This is a genomic window from Parasediminibacterium schistidii, assembly GCF_046546515.1.
Classification (GTDB): domain Bacteria; phylum Bacteroidota; class Bacteroidia; order Chitinophagales; family Chitinophagaceae; genus Parasediminibacterium.
Window position 1 is genome coordinate 77649 of sequence record NZ_JBKHKJ010000001.1, and the last position, 19933, is coordinate 97581.

Below are 19933 nucleotides of genomic sequence, written 5' to 3' on the forward strand. Positions count from 1 at the left end.
AACACCATTTTTTATCTCCTATCCTTACTCTTATGCTCTACTGAACCTCTATTCCAGACTGGTAAACCTGTTGCTTGCTATCGGTGCTTGTAATGGTTACATTGTAAAAGCCTGTTGCCAGCTTATTGATGCTTAAAGCATGGCTTGTGCTGCCCCCATTGTGGTTGATAACCTGCTCATGCACTTTTTGCCCAAGGGCATTGTAGATACCTATATTGTATTTGCCAGCTACAACATTTTCCAGTTTCACGTTCAACTTGCTGTTTATTACTGGGTTAGGATACAATGTGTAAGGTGTAAAGCGCAAGGCATAAGGCGAAAGGGTTACAACATTGCTGTAAGCTATGCTTCCATCTGCGCTGGTGGCTTTGATGCGGTAGTAAGTAGTGCCAGTAACGCTATTGTCAACATAGCTGTATGCCGCAGTAGCCGTGTTCTTGGCTGTTGCAGTGCCTATTGCGGTGTATGCCGTGCCATCGGTTGATTTCTCTACTGTGTAGCCAGCTACTTTGTTTTCCCCTGCCGTGTTCCAGCTTACTGTTGCTGCACCTTCTTTCAATGTTGCGGTAGCCACAATGCTGTTTACTGCCAAAACTGTTGGCTTGAACACAATCTTGAACCTGTTGGCATAGCTTGCTGCAACTGTATTATCCGCCGCAAAGCTGATGGTGTTCAGGCCGCTGCTTAGTGCAGTGTAGGTTTTTGTATAGCCATCATATATATATGGCACTAGGCTATTGCTGTTGTAGCTTGTGGCATCTATTTGCAACTTGTAGTTGGCCTTTGATACCTGTGCCAACTCTATAGCTATAATATCATCCTTGGTGGCTACCTGCCTGCCGTCTATGCTTAGTGCCTTGCTGGTGCTTAGCTCGTGTATGGACAGGTTGTCGCTGCTGTTGGGCAGCTTAGGCACATCCTCGTTGCCATTGTAGCCATTGCTGTAACCATTGCCAAACACGATATTGGCCACGTCCATCTTGTGGTAGCTGCCTGCCCCTGCTGTTTCTGCCCTTAGCAAAACAATAGGCAATTTGCTTTCACCGCCAAACACTGCTGTTTGGTTGCCTATGCCTGCGGCCTTGGCCGCTTCTGTGAAGCCAATCACAGGGTATTTAGGGAACGTTTTCTTGTTCTGGATAAATATGGCCTGACCAGCTTGTATATACTGGTTGCTGCCTGAATTACCCGCTACATAAGCACCTGTTGCACCAAGGGTTGGGTCTAGGTAATAGTAATAGTTTTCTATGCTGTCCTTGGTAAGCAAACGCCAGTCAACAGGGCAAACATAAGGGTTGGCCACTAGGTTGAAACTGCTGTCTGTAAGGTTGTTCAAGCCAAAAGTGCTGTTGGCGTAGGTGCTGCCCGTAACTGCGTTGCTCACGCCTGCCGGGCTGTAGGTAACGTCTCCTGTTACCAAAGTGCCGCTTGCACGCAGCCTAGTGTCGTTGTACATCAACAAGCCAAGCGGAGTATTGTCTATGCTAGTACCGTACAGGTAGAAGCTCCTGTCACCCCTTATCAATAGCCTGTAGCCAGTGAATGGCGTTACCAGTGTATTGGTGTTGGTAACGGTTGCCCATGTGCCATTGATGTAGGTATAAGCCGTTTTCACAGCATTGGCACTCACATCAAAATGGTTGGCATCAATGCTGTTCGCCGTGCTGGTATTGCCCGCTACCCCTGTGCCACCTGTGATGAACATGCCGTAGCCACTGTTGCTATAGCTGCCGCTTTCTTGGTATGTACTGTACAAAGTGTTCGCCGTGTTGTAAACACCTGGGGCAATGTCGCGATAGCTCCGGTAGCCTTTAGGTATATACCTTTCCACGGTTACTGTTCCGCTGATGCTGCCGCTGTTGCCGCTTGCACCTACTGCGGCCAATGTGCCAGAACTAGCTATGCTGTTCGATTTGAACACTAGGTTGCTGTTGGTAGTCAATATGCCGCTTTGTAGGGTCAACACACCCGTTATGTTAAGCTTGTTGCTGCCACTGCTCACGGTTGCACCAAAGCTATTGCTTAAAGTGAGGCTGCTTACTGTGCCGATACCAGTAATGGTTTGGGCAGAAGTAGCTGCTAATACAATAGTACCGCCACTGATAGTACCATTATTGGTAAATGGTGAACCTGTAACCGAAATTGTGCCTGTATTGGCAAAAGTAACCCCGCTTGCTACAATGATTTGGGCAACTGAAGTAGCACCGCCCCATTGTGCATTGGATAGGTTAGCGTTAATAGTAGCAACAGAAGTAGCGGATGGTATGCCTGCACTCCATGAAGCACCATTCCAAATGGTGATTGGCACTGGTGTAACAGCACTAGATGCTGTACTTGCTGCACTCTGACCAACACTATTGGTGGCTTTTACAGTAAACGTATAAGCTGTGCCATTAGTTAAGCCAGTTACTACTATTGGGCTGCTAGAACCAGTTGGTGTAAAGCCGCCTGGAGTAGATGTTACTGTGTATGTTGTAATTGCGGCGCCTCCATTATCAACAGGTGGAGTAAAGGCAACTGAAGCCTGTCCATTGCCAGCAGTAGCAGTAACGCTTGTTGGCGCTCCCGGAACAGTTAATAAAAATGCGTGGCTATTGCCAATAGCATACAAATTAGCGGTTGTAGTAGGCAATGCTATTGCAGCTGCTGTGGCCACAGAATAAGTATTGCTACTTACAGTTGATACAGTACCTAAAGCAGACTCGGCATAAGCACTAACATAAGTTCCTAAAACAGGGCTTGTACTAGCGTAACCTGTACCTTGGTTTAAGGTGTTATATTGGAAAGTAACAGTTGGTGAAGTTGCTGCGCTTGCCAAGATAGACCACTCTAAGTTAACCACGTTATTCGGCGATGCGGCAACATGGCTAAGCGTAGATTTTACGCCCGTTGTTATATTACGACCCGTTGTGCCACCAGTTAAAATTAAAGGTGCATAATAAGAAGAAGTACCAATAGGAAAGGTTGTGGCTGATGTAGTAACTCCATTAAGTGTAAACTTACCTGTGCCGCTTGCATCTATATAAGAAGACGAACTACCTGTTGCTGAAGAAGCCGCAAAATTATTAGCCCCTAAAGTAACAATACCATTGTTAAGTGCCCATATACCATAACCAGTAATAGAACCATTTAAAATAAGTCCATTGTTATTATTTACCGTTACATTTTGTACACGAGTCAATGTAGAACTACCAAAAACGATGCTACCAGCACCTGTATTGCGTATTTTCTGCGCTATCGTACCGTTAAATGCTAATGAAGCTGTTCCATTTGCTGTTGGTGAAATTGTTAAGGCACTAGCTGAATTATTCACCAAATTGCCTAGGATATTTAAAGTAGCCCCAGTAAAATCAAATGTAGCAGCACCTGAACCAGCCTGAACAATCAAGCTATCCATCGTACAATTACCTGTTATAGGTGCCGTTGTAGCCAATTTAATACTTAAAGCGGTTGCAGTATTATAGCTAAAAATAGAGAATGTCCTGCCGCCAAAAGAAGGTGTATAAGATGCACTTGCTGCCTGGTATTCATAAGTACTTCCAGATTGGAACGCAATTACGGTATTCCCAGTTCCGCCAAATGCGTCAGCCCCCTTGATGCCTATTAATTTAGAATTATTTTTAAAAATCACAGAACTGTCTGTTCCAGTTCCAAAAGGGAATGTAGTACTACTTAAATTATAAGAACAAACTGAGCCGCTTTGGAAATTAACAGAACCAGCATCGGTGCCAATGAATTGATGGCCACCTGCACCAGTTTCACCCAATATTAAAGTACCGCTAATAGAAGCTGTTGCACCAGTAGCCAATGTGATAGTCAAAGCAGGGCTTGCACTTAATGTTGTTAAAGATGAAGTTCCGTCAATACTAAAATCTGATGCTGCCCCACCAACAATATTTAGTGTCCTGCTACCACTAGCGGTCAATGTTACAGCAGCATTATTTTGAAAAATAAACTGCCCATAATAGGTAGTTACTGTAGAAGGTAAAGTTAACGCAACAGTTCCTGTTTGGTTACCCACCGTATTACTAATGTCAGTACCATCAAAAATGATTATATCACTATTACCTGGTGTATTCATTCCTGTATATGCACTAGCATTTGGTGTACCACCTAAAGATGTAGCTAAAGTGCCTATCGCACCAAATGTTGCAGCAGTACCACCTACCCAATAATAAGATATAGGCCCAAGCACTGTAAATGTGTTTGAAGTAACAGACAATGCTCCTGAGGAAAATATAATTGTGGAACCGCTTGCGTTTGCAGTTGCCGAACCACTTAAAGTAAGGAAACTTGCCACGCCGCTACTTGCATTTACTGAATTTCCACCTCCAATTGTCCAAGAACCCGCCCCTACTGCTGCTGTTACGCTTGCAGAACTCCCAGTTAGCACATTGCCATATTTGTCTTCTATTTTAACTACAGGTTGTGTAGCAAAAGCAGCACCACTTGATGCAGGAGCTACAGGTTGGGTAGTAATAACCAACTGGGTAGCTGAACCAACAGCAATTGCTTGAGGGATACTTGTATTATTGTAATTGGTGGCAGAAATAACTACTGATTGTGTACCAGGAGTCCTTAAACCACTCGCAACGCCTCCAGAAGGTTTCAAGGTCAACCCACCTGCCGAAATTGTATAATCTGTACCAGCCGTCAAGGTATTTACACCATACTTTACTGTGGTAATAGCACCAAGCCAAGTGGCGTCATTACTACCAAATGTTATAAGGAAATCATTGTCAACTGTTGCACCACTGGCAGCAATTAATGAAGGTGGTGTACTCAAGGAAACAGCAGTTGCAATAACAAAATCACCTAAGGCTGTAAAACTATTTGAAGAACTAATTGTGCCAGTATTATTGGCAGAACCTACACCACCCAAATCAACCCATCCGCTACTACCAGCTATTCTTATAAGGTTTAAATCAGAAAGGCTTATACCACTGGCATCGGTTCCATCATATACTAACCCTAAAGTAGCAGATGCTATATTGCTTCCACTTGACGACAAGGTATAATACCTGTTGTTAGAAACGGCAGACAGTGTTCCAGGTATAGTATGTGTAGGTGTTGTACCGCCTACAAATGCTTCAGCTTTATAGGTTGTAGAAGTAGCCGTTGACTGTGTTACTGTTAATGTAACAGGGCTATAATAGTTTGTAGTACTTATTTTCTTGCCAATTGGAAATACCAATGCTGTACCAGTAGTAGTTGCAAGGGTATTTTGCATTGGCCCATTTATATAAGATGAAGAAGACCCACCACTTAAAGTTGCTGTACTTGCCAGTGTCAATAAGTTTGTTGAGGTAGTTGTTAATATACCAGCAGTCAAAGTAAAGGTGCCATTAACCGTAAGTGCGCTGTTTAAAGTAACACCCGCCGAGTTGTTGATTGTAATTCCGAGCCCTGCCCCACTCAATGTACCAAAAGTGGCATTTTGGGCAGAAGTGCCTACAAACCTGATTAATTGTGATGAAGCACCAGATGTTATAGTTCCTACGGTTTGTACAAAGTCTCCTTTAACATCCAAATTGTCTGAAGCCGAACTACCAAAAGTTAAGGCAGCAGCAGCATAGCCACCAGTAGCTGATAAAGAATCTACCATCCTAAATGAACCATTTACCGTTGTGGTATATATTCCATTATTAAATAGATAGCTACCACAATTCAAATTGATACTACCAAATGTTCCATTAGTAGAACCGGCAGATGTGTACAGTTGTACTTGCTTGCTATTTGTTCTCGCCAGTGTAAGGTTACCAGCTACTACTAAAGCAGTTGGGAAATTGGTAAATAGTTTTAAAGGGTTAGCAGTAAGGCCAGGTGCATCAAAATATATATTACCAAAACCCCCTGCGCCTGGTGCACTAACAGCAGCAATAGTTGTAGCAGACGTAACCCCTGTTATATTTAAGTTGCCATAATGCGTACCATTTACCCATGTTGCAGCAGGAACCTGGCCACCATTTCCAGTTAAGGTATATCCACCGGAAGCACTACTTGTTGCAAACAATAATGTAGATGTGGTAGCTGTTATTGCCGTGCTGCTTGTATTAGTACTTACAATAGTACCTAGTACTGTTACCACCGAACCAGTTGTAACAAAAGATGCCGCTGTTGTGGTATTAATATTTAATGTACCAGTAATACTCATAGTACCACCGGTAGTAGTTAGGGCGCCTGCTCCTGATGCCAAAGTATAAGTACCAGCAATGATTGAACTTTCACTTGCACCTAATGTAACAGCAATTGCGCTGCCTTGTGTAAAGGCCGATGTAGCATCTACTGCAACCCCACTAGTTACTGTAAGGGTTGATGTACCTGCCAATGAAACCGATGTGTTATTAGATACTTGCAATGCATAAATAGTTTGTGTTGAAGGCATGGTTGTAATGGCTACAGATGCTGGTGTTCCATTACTATTGTCGAATAACAAAATATCTGTAGTTGCTGGAGATGTCCTTGTAGGGATCCAGTTAGTCGAAGTACTCCAGTTATTATCTGTAGCACCTGTCCAAATATATTGTGCGTTTGCAGTTGTTGATTGGGTATTAGGGTTATTGGTAGAAGCAGAAGTTAAATAATTTTCTGAACCACCAGCACCATTGAAAGTATATACTTCAAATGTATAAGAAGTACTTACACTTAAGCCGGTTACAGTAACAGTGTTACCTGTGGAATTATATACTACATAACTACTAGCCGCAGTAGTACCGCCAATACCATAACTAGCATTTGCAGTATAGCTAGTGCCACTTGTAGGGGCTGTTGGGCTACTGCCTTGTTTTACCACTACTAAACTTTTGACGCCGCTACCTGCTGTCCAAGAAAGCGTTAACTGATTACCCGATACATTATTAAATGATATACCAGATGCCTGTGTAGCTGGCAAAGCAGATAGGGTTGTAAAACTAATTTCACTGCCGTAGTTTGTACCATTACTATTGGTAGCATAAGCTTTTACAAAATACGGTGTTCCAGCAGCCAAACCACTTATAGTACTTGTAAAAGGAGTACTTGTACCATCATTTGTAAAATTGCTTCCAGAAGCTATTGTTTCAGCACCAGAATTTGTACTCCAAGCAACTCCTTCTCCTATAACAGCAGAACCGCCAATAGCTGTAACACTACTACTAGTAATGGTAGCCCCACTGGTAGTAATGCTTCCTGAAGTACCTGTAACCACTGTAGGTGGTGCAGTGCTTGTAGCTTGATTGCCCGCAGCAGGGGAAGTAGTTAAATAATTTTGTGTAGCACCAGAACCATTGAATTGATATACATCAAAATAATAAGTAGTGCCACCAGAAAGGCCAGTTATAGCAATAGACGATGTAGCTGCACCGCTGTACACCACATAGTTACCCGTGCCAATTTGCGTGCCGTTGCCAAAAACTAAGTTGCCAATATAAGCAGTTCCATTTACAGGATTGCCACTATTTGCAGCCGGATCGCCACCTGCCCTTGCTACTACTATCAAGTTGGTACCAGCACCGCTTCCGGGTTGTGTCCAACTAACTGTCAATGTAGTACCGCCTACGGAAGGGAAATTAACTCCTGTTGCTTGCGCAGTAGGGGCATTAGATAAAGTATAAAATGTAGCATCGCTACCATTGGTAGTGCCAGCAGAACTTGTGCCATTAACCCTAAAATGGTATTGTGTAGCCGCTGTTAAGCCGCTTGCGATAGTATAAGATGTGGAAACATTGGTAGCACCAGCACTTGTTGGGCTATTAGAACCTGCATTACCAGTACTACTATACGAAGTACTAGTACCATAATCGAATGTAATGTTGGTAGCAGCCCCATTAGCAGCATTGATAGTACCGTTTAAAACAGCACTTGTTGTAGTAATGCTACTTGCATTGCCTGTTGTTACAGTTGGTGCAGGAAGCGCCCCCATTGCCAAGTAAAATGTACCCGCAGTTCCTGGCGAAGCAGTAATAGCATTGGAAACGCCAATACCATTAATACCCCCAACAGTAGCGGGTATAGTACCACCTATACTGCTATAAGAACCAGATGAGCCAGTTGTATTTGTCCCAATTAAAGCATTAGAACCTAAAGATGATTTACCCAATGAAGCTTTAAGTAATGTAAATACTGCACCAGTAGTTGTTAAAGACCAATATTCGCTAGTACTAGGTGAAATTGTACCGTCGTTAGTAGGTGAAAAACTACCTGAAAAAGCCTGGATTTGTGCGGTACTTGTGGCAGCACTGGCTGTATATGTCAAATCAAATGGAAGATACGCAGAACTTGTCCCTACTGGGAATGAATATTTTGTTGCTGAGGCGTTTGTAGCCAAAGTCCAGTTTATTGGCCCACTTATATAACAACTAGTGGAAGGGCTACCTGCAATTGCAGTAGAAGCTGTATTTGTTATTGAAAGTAAATTGGCAGTGGTAGTGGTCAATATCCCACTTGTTAATGTAAGAACGCCTGCTGAACCAATGGTTATTGGAGCGTTTAACGCAACTGCCGCATTGATAGTAAGATTATTAACCGTGGGAAGTGCGAATGTGACAGTAGCACCAGATGAAACCCCTGTTGTAACTGCAGACAATACAACTGTAGTAGCTGTATAACTACTAACAGTGCTATTCGCCGCAATGCCTAAACCAGTAACAAGCATACCAACAGCCACGCCAGTAGTAGAAGTAAAGTTTAGCGTAGCACTAGCATTCGCTGTTAAGGCACTTGTTGCTATTGCAGCTAGTGTTGGCGTTGTTGTAGCACCATTAAAAACATAGTTGGCTCCAGCAGTGTAAGTATTTGTTAATCCAGTACAAGTTATTGTAGCAGCCAAGCCACCCGTATTGGCCGTTTTTAAAGTACCCGCAGCAGCTAATGTAAAAATACCCCCTGTACCATTCACAGTCTTAGTTCCACAATCTAAAGTACCATTAACGGTTAAACTAGGAGCAACACCAACTTTTGTTAGTGGAAAATTATTACTTAAAGTTAATGACTTGGCCGCGACAACAACAAATGGAATTGAATTACCAGAAGCAGCCGATGTTGTAAGTGTTCCACTACTAAAAGTAAATGTAGTAGCCCCATTAAAGTTAAATGCACCAGGAGTACTTAATACCTTATTAGTACCAACACAAACCAAACTTCCACCTTCAATTATTAAATTTCCAGCCAAATTCACTGTATTTGCCTGACTTGTAGATGCGGGAACATTAGGAATAAAATTGAATGTGCCACCTTTGATATCTAAAGCACCAGAAATAGTTAAAGTAGAAGACCCAAAAAGCAATGCTCCAGTGGTTGAACCTCCCATAAAAGTACCCCCATTCATTGTGAAATTAGTACAAGAAATTGTACAAGCTGTTGTACTGGTTGTTGTCGGAGAAAAATCGCCTCCATTTAATATAACGTCACCAGTTACTGTAATAGAACTACCATTTCCTGTAGTTGAACTAACTGAACCTAAAAAATTTCCATTATTAATTACCAAATTCCCTGCAATTGAAAGACTTGAAGTATTTACTTTCAACTGAATACCACCAGATGTTGTTGTTGCTGCAGTTCCATCTCCTATAGTAAGATTACCCTTTACTGTTGTTAATTTACCACCAACAGTTGCAATTGTTGAATAAGCGGAAGGTAGGTAGAAAAACAAATTACCGAATGTGGGTAATGCTGCGGAAATAGTTCCTGTAGTAATATTTTGTATATATACATTACTCATATTAGCAACAGTGCCAGTGCTATACAAACTAACTGTTCCCATTTTAAATGGACCACTCGCAGCAGTAGGATCCCCAGTTCCACTAGCATTATAATAGAAGTTTCCTAATTGATCAACTTGAAACGTAGAAAAAGTATTAAGAGTTGTAGCAAAAAGAGCCGCAGTCTGTGTAACCGTAGCACCTCCCTCTATTTCAAAAACCACATTACTTGTAGCACTTGCCCCAAAAGTTGTAAAAGCAGTGCTTAGGGTCACAGACTCAGGCAACGTTACACCGCTACATGTCACAGCAGTACCACTAGAATTTGTACTCCCTTGTACAACAAAAACATCCCCAGCAGTAGTAAAGTTACTTGGGTGAGTAGTAGTTAATACCCTCGCAGTAGAACTACCACTATTAGTACACCATGCTGTAGTTGTAATTATTGATGTAGTACCATCCCAATAATAGGTAGCCGCAAATACACTCGAAGTAATTAAAACCGCAAAAACAAGCATGAATGCATGTTTCAAAATCTGGGATGCCTTAGAAAAGGCTGAATTTGTAGATAAATTTTTCATACAGCTGATGTAATGCCCGGCGAAGGCTTTTAAAAATACTTTTATATAATGCAATCGTTCCCGACAATGAGCAAAAAACATAACTATATTATTGCCTAATACAACTATTTTAATATTTACTCGAAGGGTAAAGGTAGTGTACCTAAAAAGCTGTTGCATCCTGTCCTATCCTGCACTATCCTGTTACTGGCAAAGCACAATCGTTTATGCAAACAGCATACTTTAAGCATTATTTCATTTAAAAGTATCTATCTAGCAATAAAAAAAGCAACTAAAACATTGATTATCAACATACTAATAAATATATCCCTCTAAAAAACACATGTAGAGCCCTATGTGCAAAGATTTTAAAAGAAATATGCCATACCCCTCATTTAAGGGGTTTTTAATTTGTATTTCCTTCATTTATTTTAATATAGCCTTGGTAAAAACTATTGGAATTGCTTTTCTAAAAAAGCAACAACATACCCCATCATCGGCTGGAACCATGGGTGGAAAAACCAGAATGGGTGTGGCGTGTCGTCTATGGTTTGTGCCTCTGAATAAATGCCGAGTGTACTCATTTGTTTCATCATGCTGTCCCTGCCAGCATGGAAGCGGGCCGTGGCGCTGTTGATAAACAAAAATGGCACGGTACGCTTGTCCAAATGGCTTAATGCAGAAGCATCCTCCCATTTTTCAGGCTGCTGGGCGTAGGTGCCGCCCAGCCATTGGGCTGCAACAGCCCCCTCTGCTGATTCGGGGTGGTGGAAGGCCAATATGCCGTCAATATCAACCACGGCCTGCACCTTGGATGAAACTAATTGGGTGCTGCTGGTATCTTCAAATTTTGGGTTGCAGTTAGTTGTGCCAATCAATGCGGCTAACTGCCCCCCTGCTGAGCAGCCCAGAATGGCTATTTTGTTGGTATCAATGCCATATTGCATGGCATTTGCCCGCATCCATTTGATAACGTCCTTCAAATCTAGTACTGCCGCAGGGTATATTGCCTCGGGCGATAGCCTATACTCAGCACTCACGGCTACATAGCCTTTGTTAGCTAGTTCTACGGCCATGGCATGGTTCTGTGTTTTATCGCCAGAACGCCAGCCGCCACCAAAAACCAGCAGCACGGCAGGCTTTTGGTGTTTTGTATTCTTGGGGTAAAATACATCTAGCAGCAGTTCCCTTTGGCCAATATGCTTGTAAGGAATATCTAGCTGGGCAATGGTGGTTTTGCTTTTTTTGGGTGCTGCTACCACAATATAGGGCCTCCTTTTTTGTTCTTTTAGGTATGTGGAAGCCACTGTAAAACTGGTATCTTTTGGCACAACAAGCCCTTGGGCTAGGCAAAGCCCAATATTGATGGTTAATAATACAATGGGGAGGATTAATTTCAAAGTTATTATTACTTTTTTTTACGCACCACATAGATGCGCTTACGCCATTTTTCGAAGGGCTTAACCTTCCGCTATTGTATACCGCCCTTTCAGGGCTATATTTTATACTTGTATATTGCCTTACCTAAAATATAGCCTATCTTACTTCATTTCCTCTTGCCTTAAGACTTTCGGCTTACAACGACCTCCTTTTAATCATATAAAAGGGATTTTTAATTTGTTCATCCCTGTTATTCAATATCAAATCGGCAGTGCTTTCACCCATTTTCTCAAAATCGGTGCTGATCACCGTTATGTCAAGCAAATCCTTCAGCTCTGTTTCATTAAACGAAATAATGCCAATGTCTTTCCCAAGCAAGAAGCTAGATTGTTTTATTTTCTTTACCAATACCACAAGGTCATCTTCAGCAATTACAATATACAACGTACCCTTTACCAACTTAATGCTGTCGGCTTTTGAAATAATCTTGAAGGAATGCTTGTATTTCTTGCAAAATAGCTCTGCCCCTTGTATTATTTCCAAAGGGTGGTTGCTTTGGTCTGGAAAAAGCAACGACACCGATTTATATTTTGCTATCAGTTCCTGAGCCTCTGTAAGTGCCTTGTAAATATCGTTTTTAAAATCTTGGTACACCCCCTTTGTAGTAGGTATCTCTGGCAAAATCTTATCTACCAAGATTAGCTCGCCAGGTGGCACCGTTTTCAGCACAGCAACGTATTCTTCAGGCTTTGCGCTCATTTCAAAATGGGGCATCACCAAGTAATAATTGTATTTGCCAATTGTTTGGCTAAAAATATCTTTCAGCAACGATGGCTTGTAATGGTGTATCTGCAAGTCCACGGTTGCCTTGTCGCCCATTGCATTTAAAAAGCTGTAATAAATAATCCGCTTGAAAGAACTGATTTTATTAAAAATAAATAATATTTTTAGCTTGTCGTCTTTCCTCCCCACCACAAAATACCCCTTTCCCCGCACCGAATTTACATACCCAATCCTTTTCAGCTCCTTGTATGCTTTTTCAATCGTGTCCCTAGCAACATTGTATTCCTCGTTAAACACGTTGATAGAGGGCAATATGGCATCTTTCTCCAGCATCCCTTTTTCTATCTGCTGCCCGATGATGTCGGCAATCTGCATGTAGATGGGCGTTTTGCTCTTAAGGTCTATGGCAATATCGCCGAGTATTGACAACTTTTTCATTTGCGTGGACAAGCTTGTATACTTGTGTTTGGGGTTAAAATAAAGTAGGCAACATAAACCTAGAAGGGAAGTTATTCAACCGCCATTTATTCCGATGGGCTGACACCCATCGCTATTATATACCGTCCTTTCAGGACTATAGCGTAGCTTAACGATAGGATTAACCACCCATCGAAACTGTACTTTCTAACTTTATTGATAAAAGAGCAATACATACCACGCAGCAGACTTATAGTATTATTCGGCAAGGGTGTTGTAATAAGTGCCAGCAGGCTCCCCGGGCAATTATTATATACAATTGCTAAACAAATATGATTGCCTACACCAAAATTTATAAAATGTACCCGGCTACCAACATCCCATCTTCTTTCTTTCCATGTTTATGCTATTATTCTTCAAATGCTGGCAAGCCCGGTAATCCTATACATTTTGGTTTAGGCAATTAAATTATTTTATAATTACTGACTTGCTTGCTTCTCCCCTGCCCGTGCTTTTGGCATTGTTGCCTACATTGGTAGCAATTGCCACCACTTTATACGTCCCTGCTTTTGTGTATTGATGGATTACATAATTGCTTGAAAAATCAAAGGCTGTTTCCGTGTCGGTAATTGAATTGATATTACTAGAATCGATATGGGTATGCGCTGAGTCGCCAGTATATATTACCCTGAAATCTGAGCCGCTGCCGCAATAGTTGAAATACAGTGTTTTTTTATAAACATTGGCTGGCACGCCATCCTGCATGTCTATAAAATAACCAGCAGTATGGTTTTTCATGATGCTATCTACTGTTAGTTTATCAAGCATGCTTACTTTTGCAGAATCCAAAGCACTTATGGTGAAACAAACGCTAGGGTTGCTTACGCTGTTCTTGCTGCAAGACCACAATACAATACCCACGGAATACAAAAGCAATACCCAAAAAAATACCTTTTTCATACTAAATAATTGATAATTGACAATTGGAAATTGATAATTGTCTCTTAATTCCTAATTCTTAATTCCTAATTCATAATTAATACCCATAGTCCTGTTTCAACACGCCCCCACTTGCATCTATCACCGATTGTGGCAAAGGAAGCAGCTCGCTATGGTTGGCATGGAAGCCCGAACCTAGATTTGCTTTGATTGCTGTTTGCAAAGCGGTCCCAATCCATGTTACTTTGTTCCATGGAGAAGTAGACGGTGCTTTGGCATAAAATGAATTAGCCCAAATACCAGCATCGTCAACAGCAGTGGAAGCAGAAGAAGCAGGGTTTTGTGGCGTACCTGGCGTATAGAAATACATTGACTTAGCAAGTGGCCCCGCAGTAGCGTAAGCAGGTGGCGGCGCCATATAGGTAGTAACAGGGTTAACTGCTGAAACGGACATAGTGTTTATATTTGTTTGAGTTTGACTGATAGCCGTGCCTAACAAACCCCACCTAATCAAGTCATATTTCCTTATCCCTTCTCCCCCAAACTCTAACGCACGTTCCCTTACAATAGCTTTAAAAAAGCCATCATGGTCAGTAGGCGTAGTACCAATAAGGCTTTTATTGCCGCCATAACCCCGAGTCCTTACTTCTTCATAAGCAGCTATGGCTGCGGCCGATGGTCCCGTGCCATTGCTTAATTCATTATCGGCCTCGGCATACATTAACAATACATCGGAGAACCTTATCAACGGCCAATTTATACCCCAGTAGGTAATTCCAATGGGTGTTGGCTTTTTAATCCAATCTATGCGGAATTTTCCATCGTGTATGGTAGTCATTTTAATACCCACTTTTGAATAATTAGATTGCCAAGTATCATAAGGGGCTATAGTAACATCCCTTCTTAAATCACTAGAGTCGAACAAATAAAAATAAGTAGGCAAGGGAATTAATGTGGCACTGCCTAAATAAGTGGTAGTAACGGTACCACTCTTCGCCGTATCTGAAGACAAAATAAACCTTGTGCCATTGTATTGGCCAATTTTACTGTCTGTGCTGCCATTGCCACCGCCCATGGCTACCTGAAACAAAATTTCATTAGTAGGGTCGGGCGTGTGTGCATCTATGCCGTCTTTAAATATAGCTTTAAAGCTAGGGTTTAGCGTGTGCTGGTCGCGCCTATTTATCAAATCAGCGCATTCATCCCTGGCTATTTTATAAAAGGAAAGGGCATCTGATGGGGGTACATTTGTAAGGTCTTTGCGTAAAGAATAACCTGCACGGTACAGGGCAATCCTTGCCCTTAATGCTTTAACGGCACCTTTGGTAATCCTTTCATCGGGCTGGTCGCCAATTGACGACAATTCTGTCCTCCAAGGAACTAACGTTTCTGCCAAAGGCAAATCAACAAGCACTAAACGGTTATAAATAGAATCCCTGTTTGTTTTTGGCAGGGCAAAAGTATTGGAATGTTCCGCAGGGTCAAACTGTGCAGGCACATCGCCCCAATTCCTTATCAATTCCAAATAAAACTGTGCCCTGAGGGTAAGTGCCTCCCCCAATAACCTTTTTAGCTCCCCTTGCTGTATGCCATTACCCTTGGTATATAAATCCATCTTGGGAATATTGTAGATGCACAAATTGGCCCTGCCCACGCCTTCGTACAGTTGCACAAAAGGTGCATATAGTTGCAGGTTTAGGGATGTGGTATTGTAGCGTGCCATGTCTTTCCTGTCATTGTCTCCACTGCCAGAAGCACCCAGCATTTCGTCATTGTCGTAAGGGTAAACAAGGCTAATCCTGCTGCCATAGCCATTGTCGCCCGCCAAATCGTTATAGATGCCAATAACGGCAGCCTGGGCAAATCCAACACTGCTAAAAACATCTTTCTCGCTAATGCTGGATACTGGATCGGGGTTCAAAAATTTGTTGCACCCTATGCCTGCACATACTGCAAAGAATGCTGTTATATAAATCGTTGTTTTAAGATATTTGTTTGTCATAACTAGAAATCGTTAAAAGAATTAAAATGTCAAATTCAAACCGCATATATATGCCCTGCTGCGTGGGTAAGCAGAATAGTCCACGCTAGGCGTAAGCGGTGTGGCGCGCCTAGTATTTACTTCAGGGTCGTAGCCAGAATAGCCTGTTATCACGGCTACATTGTTCACTGTTAAATAGAAACGCAGCTTGGTAATTTTTGCGCGCCTCATCAGGCTAGCTGGCAAGGAATACCCAAATGTAATGTTGCTAATCCTAATAAAAGACCCATCTTCAACAGACCAAGAATTTGGCGAGAAGGAACTGGAACTAGAACCAACCAACGGCAGCCAGAAAGAGGCATTTTTATTAAGGGAATCCAATTGTGATGGTAATACTGACACAACCACTTGCTTGTTACTTATTTGTTGGTAAATATTGCCATTGTTGTCTGTCACCCTCCATCGGTTATTGGCTACAGCCAGCATATTAGCCCCTGGGGTATAGCCACTGGTAAACTCAAGCCTGTTGTAATTAAAAACTTTGCTTCCGTATGAATAATTGATAAAAATGCTAGCATCAAAACCCTTGTAGCTAAACTGCTGGTTCAAGCCTCCAAAAAATTTAGGGAGGGCGTTGCCTATAATAGTCCTGTCGTTGGCATCAACCACACCATCGCCATTCAAGTCTTTATACTTGATGCTACCGGGCTGCGTGATAGCAGAAGTAATCGAAGAATCGTTTGCAACACTTTTCTTTAAATTATATACATATGGGCCGGGGCCGCTTTTAGGCGTTACATCAAAATCACTTGCATGGTAAAACCCATCATTTACAAAACCATACATGGAGCCAACTGATTGACCAACCTTCACCTCAAAATCAGGCAGGTTGCTTGTTCCAGCCCATCCTGAATTGAACAGGTAAGCATTTTGGGCACCTAAACTTTTAATGGTATTGCTATTGGCTGAAATATTGTAGGTTGCTGTCCAAGTAAAATTCCTTGTCCTTAGCACCGTGCCAGACAGTTGCAGTTCAACCCCCTTATTAAGGGTAACACCAATGTTTTGGTATTGGGTTTCATACCCAGAACTTTGCTGGATTGGCGTATTAATCAATAGTTTATTCGTGGTGTTGTAATATCCATCTATGGTTATAGATAGCCTGTCTTTGAACAATGACAAATCCAAGCCAAGATCCCTTGAGGTTGTAGGCTCCCATTGCAAGTTGGGGTTTGCAGGGGAAGGCACATTGATGCCAGGCACAATCGTTTGGCTTAGTGCATAAGCTGATGCAGGGTTGGTGCTGGTATAATAAACATCGTATTGATAAGGAGGAATACGGGAATTGCCCACGATACCGTAAGAAGCCCTCAATTTCATGTCGCTAATTGTTGATTTATACTTGTCCATAAACGATTCCTGCGAAACACGCCAAGAAAGCGATGCCGATGGAAAAATACCCCATCTATGTGCAGGCCCGAACACGCTGGAACCATCTTTGCGCAAGCTAGCCGTGAAAACATATTTTTTGTCGAGCGTATAATTTAGCTTGCCAAAAAAAGAGCTTATCCTAAGTGGCAGTATGGACGAGGTTTGCAATGGCTGCGAATAATATTGTGGGGTGTGAGCCAAGTTTAAATTGCCCAGTGCCTGTGCCGCAGTAATGCCAATGGGGAAATAAAAAATCTGGCTATTATTTTGTTTGTCCGTGTTCATGTACCATTCCTCGCCAGCAAGCAATGTAATATCATTATCGTGCTTGAACCATTTGGTTTTGGTGGTGAATGTAAGCACGTTTGAGTTGTTGAATATAACCCTATTATCGTTGCCGATGGTTACTGCTGGTTTGCCAGCACCGCTACGCTTGGCCAAATAAGTAATCGTATCATCAAAAGCATCTTGCCTCAACGTGTTGTTGTCGAAACCAAATGTAGCCCGGAAAGAAAAATGAGGATCGAAGGTATAATTCAAGTACCCACCAAGGTTATAGTTATTGGTAACATTGTTCCTATACATAGCATTGTTCAGCAAAACAGGGTTAATGAGCGACAACCCATTACTACTGGTTGCATCCTCCAATGCTTGGTCGCTGGAGTTATCGGTTTGCCCAGCTCCCAAAAACGGCTTGTACCGGATAATTTGCCGCATAAAATTCAAGCTACTGCTACCTTGGTCCGATGTATTGGGTCCTTTCACGGCATTGTTGTTATACCGTATGTTTACCCCAATTTTCAGCTTTTCGCTTGCTTTGTGGTCAAATTTAAAAGTAACCAGTTTCCTGTCATAGCCCGAGTTTAAAAATAAACCATCTTGTTTGTTAGCCGTAAAGCTAAGGTAATAGGTTGTTTGCGCAGTACCGCCCGATATGCTTATGTTGTGGGTTTGCTGCATGGCATTGTGCCCAAGCATCTTTTTTTGCCAATCGTAAAATGGCCTATTTTTATATGCCTGCACGGTATCCCAAGCCGAAGACCATGGAGCATAAAGGTTGATGCCCCCTTTAACAGTATCGCCTGTGTATAAAGACCGCTCGTATAGGTACAACATGAAATCATACGGCTTCATCACTTCCAATTCCTTGGGCAACTTATTGATGCCCGTGAAGAAATTGTACGAAACGTTCATTTTGCCTTGTGTGTTCTTGCCGCCTTTTGTAGTAATTACTACCACGCCATTGGCACCCCTGGCACCATATATAGAAGTAGCGGCAGCATCTTTCAACACATCTATTGTTTCAATATCCTGAGGGCCTAGTTTCGACAAGCCATCATCCACTTCTATCCCATCAATAATATATAAAGGCACATTGTCCTGCGTTACAGAACCACCACCCCTTACTTTAATAAGCATTTGTGCATTGGGGCCTCCTTCAGAGCCGGTAACTTGCACACCAGCAAGCCTGCCTGTGAGGGCTTCCTCAGCAGAGTTTACCACAACATCTTTTAATTGCTTGGCATTAACTGAGGAAACGGCACCTTGTATATCTTTCCTTCGTACAGACTGGTAGCCAATTACCACCACTTCATCGGGCGTGGCACTAAAATCAAGCTCTAGTTTTACAGTTACGGTTTTGCTGACTGCAAAAGGCACTAACTTGGTTTTATAATTTACATAGCTAATTACCAAATACCCCGAATCTTTAGTAATAGGGATTTTTAATACAAAGTTTCCCTTTTCATCGGTTGACACGCCGCCTTTAGCACCTTTGAACACGACACTAGCTTTGGGCAACGGCATGCCTTTTTCATCTAAAACAGTCCCTTTTACTTCCCGGGACTGTGCAAGCAAACTGGCAATAGACAGCATACAGCACAAGCAAAACAGCAGACCTTTTTTCATACGCAACAATCGTTTATAAATATACAGCCATATACCATACAGCCCCTACTATACCATTTCAGGGGTTAAAAGTACCATGCTTTTTCCTATAACTATCCTGCACTATCCTGCCAACGGTATTGGTTTGACTAAAGTGAATGGTTTTACCGAAGGGGCAAAGGTGATATAAATAAAAGGCTAATTCTTTTTTTAATATGCTGGTGGGTTTACAACTGTTATTGCAATTCAGGGTTTCCCCCATCATGGGGGCATTTTTGGTTACTCATGGGGGCATATTTCCCCCATATAGGATTGTCCTTTTGCAAAAGTCCCAAATCTATCCCAACTTTGTATTATATAGTCCCCTTGCTTTCGTTGGTTCAATCCTTGTGGTTGCCCTAGCCTTGGTTAGCTGCCCCCTTGGCTCATTTTAAACATACAAAAAAACGTCATTATGAACTACATCCGTACACAAAAAACACGAAGAAGCACTCACTTTTCACTCACAAATCACTCACTTTTCACTCATAAATCACGCACAAATCACTCAAAAAACACTCACTTTTCACTCACAAAACACTCACTTTAAAAAATACAAAAGCACTGTATTTCAATGAGTTACGATGCATTAACACCTAAAAATTAAATTTAGGGTCTCAAAAGCCAGCAAAACCAAGCAGGCAACGCCCCTGAAAATGGGCTATTCACTTTGGATTTTGCCCCTATTAAGGTTACATTAAATGCTAGGTTGGCACTCACCAGCACCTCAAAAAAAGAATTAACCCTTTAAGGGGGTGCATAAAAGAGGCCTATCGTGCCTAATATAAGCGGGCAGGATAGTGCAGGATAGGCACTTTTGTTGTATAGCTACCTTTACC

General features: G+C 42.1%; 6 protein-coding genes. All 6 read right to left on the reverse strand.

Annotated features, from left to right (window positions below; all coding sequences use genetic code 11):
* Positions 1 to 37: 37 nt before the first annotated feature.
* The 6 genes from ACHFIY_RS00250 to ACHFIY_RS00275 all read right to left on the reverse strand — a co-directional run bounded on the left by ACHFIY_RS00250 (position 38) and on the right by ACHFIY_RS00275 (position 19076).
* Complete coding sequence (locus tag ACHFIY_RS00250; RefSeq protein ID WP_410844026.1) at positions 38 to 10258, reverse strand: fibronectin type III domain-containing protein; 10221 nt, start codon at positions 10256 to 10258, stop codon at positions 38 to 40.
* 431 nt (positions 10259 to 10689) lie between these two features.
* Positions 10690 to 11637 (reverse strand): alpha/beta hydrolase fold domain-containing protein, encoded by a 948-nt coding sequence (locus tag ACHFIY_RS00255; protein WP_410844027.1) that lies wholly within the window; start codon positions 11635 to 11637, stop codon positions 10690 to 10692.
* Positions 11638 to 11812: 175 nt separating this feature from the next.
* The gene (locus tag ACHFIY_RS00260) at positions 11813 to 12838 is read right to left on the reverse strand and encodes a GntR family transcriptional regulator (RefSeq protein ID WP_410844028.1); all 1026 of its coding nucleotides are present in this window, start codon (positions 12836 to 12838) and stop codon (positions 11813 to 11815) included.
* A 447-nt stretch (positions 12839 to 13285) separates the two neighbouring features.
* Positions 13286 to 13777 (reverse strand): hypothetical protein, encoded by a 492-nt coding sequence (locus ACHFIY_RS00265; RefSeq protein ID WP_410844029.1) that lies wholly within the window; start codon positions 13775 to 13777, stop codon positions 13286 to 13288.
* 76 nt (positions 13778 to 13853) lie between these two features.
* A complete protein-coding gene (locus ACHFIY_RS00270; protein ID WP_410844030.1) occupies positions 13854 to 15758 on the reverse strand; it encodes a RagB/SusD family nutrient uptake outer membrane protein in 1905 nt (634 codons plus the stop codon).
* Between the two features lie 21 nt (positions 15759 to 15779).
* Entirely contained in the window at positions 15780 to 19076 is a 3297-nt protein-coding gene (locus ACHFIY_RS00275; RefSeq protein ID WP_410844031.1) for a SusC/RagA family TonB-linked outer membrane protein, read from the reverse strand.
* Positions 19077 to 19933 lie beyond the last annotated feature (857 nt).